Genomic DNA, 1,806 nt, shown 5'->3' with positions numbered 1-1,806 from the left:
ATTTTAGGGATTTGCCCGTAAATGGCAGCCCCTGGTTGCGGCCAAAGCACACATTTAACGCCGCATACACAAACAAAGTCCCGGATGATTGCAATTAACCGCAAACCATCCGGGACCTTTGCCCGAGACGTAATTTTTCCCCGGTCTCTTCTTAAATGACAATTCCTCCGCCTTGAAACGAATCATTCATCTCATCAGCGACTTCTGCACATCCATTGCAAACGTCTGATTATTTTCATAAGTCAAGCTCAGCATGAATCCGCTTCACACATTCCCCGAAACTATACGTAGTGAATCTTGACGTCACCAAGGCGGACGCTTCCTTCGACTTTAAGAATCTGCGTTCCTTCGCCGGACGGCATGCCGACAAATCTCACGTCTGCCAGGAAGGCGTCGACGCTGTTGTTGACTTCCCATGACCTCGGCACGTAAATGTTGACGTCGCCTAAGGAAACGTCAACTTTGACCGTTGCGTGACCGTCCTGGAGCATGGCGTTGTCCAAATACAGATTGACATCCGAGAGATTGGACTTGACGTCGATTCGTCTGAGGTCCTGCGATTGAATATACCTTGACGTCGTGTTCAGGAATGAACTGACTTTGATTGTCGATCCAGCTTCATTTTCGGTAAATTCCTCATACCCTTTGCTTTCTTCCATTTTCTCGTCATCCCCGTAAATAATGTAATTCTTTCCTGACGAAAAATTTTCATACCAGAACTGAAAACGCTGCTTGAAAAGCATGTTCAAACCGATTGTAATCAACAAAGCCGCCCCAATAATCGTCCATGATCCGACGCTTCTCAGATTGAGCTGGTCCTGATAGATGATCAGCAGAAAGGCAATCGAAAAAACACTTGTTCCGATTTTTCTCTTGCTCAATCCCTCAATCAGCCCGGCCCCGAAGAACAGCGTTCCGACAACCTGCCAAAAGCCAAGTGGCACACTGTATTTCAATCCCAGGCGACTGATGACCAAGGCAACCGCAGCCAGAATCAAAAGCACGCCCCAAAATCTCTTCTTCATCATATTTTTTCCCTCACTTCCTGCATGCGTTCACGCAACAGCCTGTAATATCTTCTCGACACATAAACCTGCTTGTGCGTATCCGCAAATTGAATCGAACAGCCTGACAAAGACTGCGTCAAAGCGAATACCTGACTGAGATTGACGATTGTCGACTTGGAAATCCGCATGAACTTTCCGTTCAGAATGTCCTCCAATTCGTAAAGCCTGTGCTTGACGAGAAAAACATCATTTTTCGTATGAGCGTAAACTTGCCTCTCGCCTGTTTCGAAAAACAAAATCCTATCCGCGGAAAAGAAATATTCCGTGCTGTCCTTATAGAAAATCAGCTGCGGCGTCCTTTGAATCTCCTGCAGCATTGACAGCATCCGTTCGACCTCTTCATCATACTCGTTCGCTCTCAAAACGATTTCCTTTTCCGAAACCTCAGTGCCGATCTCAACTCGAACCTTCATCCTCTCACCTCTTTACATTTTCAATTTAACCATTTTTTAAATTTACTGTAAACAAATTCGGTCCAAGCGGTCATTATCTGTGCTTAAGCGACACAAATCCGCGTCTGAGAACACGCACTGCATTTTATAGAATGCAGAAAAAGAGGCCGCGGAGCAATTCCGAAGCCTCTTTGAGATACCAGGTGTCTGATTCTAATATACTGACAATTCTGAATCCTTGTCGAAGAAGTGCGCCTTGTTGATGTCGAAGCCCATCTGAACCTTTGAGCCAGGCGCAAGGTAGTCGCGCGCGTCAACCTTTGAAACAAATTCCGTATTGCCGACAC

At 46.1% G+C, this 1,806-nt stretch carries 2 protein-coding genes and 1 pseudogene; all 3 read right to left on the bottom strand.

All coding sequences use genetic code 11. The features are described 5' to 3' along the window. Positions 1-281 precede the first annotated feature (281 nt). On the bottom strand, positions 282-1,025 hold the full coding sequence (locus tag V7Z60_RS10015; RefSeq protein ID WP_334117664.1) for a LiaF transmembrane domain-containing protein: 744 nt from the start codon (positions 1,023-1,025) through the stop codon (positions 282-284). Next, positions 1,025-1,480 carry a LytTR family DNA-binding domain-containing protein gene (locus V7Z60_RS10010; RefSeq protein WP_334117663.1) on the bottom strand — a complete coding sequence of 152 codons (456 nt, stop codon included), beginning with the start codon at positions 1,478-1,480 and terminating at the stop codon, positions 1,025-1,027. Before V7Z60_RS10010 ends, V7Z60_RS10015 begins: the two co-directional genes overlap by 1 nt. 192 nt (positions 1,481-1,672) lie before the next feature. Beyond that, positions 1,673-1,806: pseudogene (locus V7Z60_RS10005) on the bottom strand (sugar ABC transporter ATP-binding protein); the annotation flags it as partial.

This window comes from Ligilactobacillus sp., from assembly GCF_036846325.1.
Taxonomy (GTDB): Bacteria; Bacillota; Bacilli; order Lactobacillales; family Lactobacillaceae; genus Ligilactobacillus.
Note: the sequence above shows the minus strand (reverse complement) of the source record. Positions and strands in the feature narration are given on the sequence as shown.

What these genes read in the sequence shown, in the direction of transcription:
- V7Z60_RS10015 (WP_334117664.1), bottom strand. Translation starts at nt 1,025, where the DNA reads ATGAAGAAGAGATTTTGGGGCGTGCTTTTGATTCTGGCTGCGGTTGCC.
- V7Z60_RS10010 (WP_334117663.1), bottom strand. Translation starts at nt 1,480, where the DNA reads ATGAAGGTTCGAGTTGAGATCGGCACTGAGGTTTCGGAAAAGGAAATC.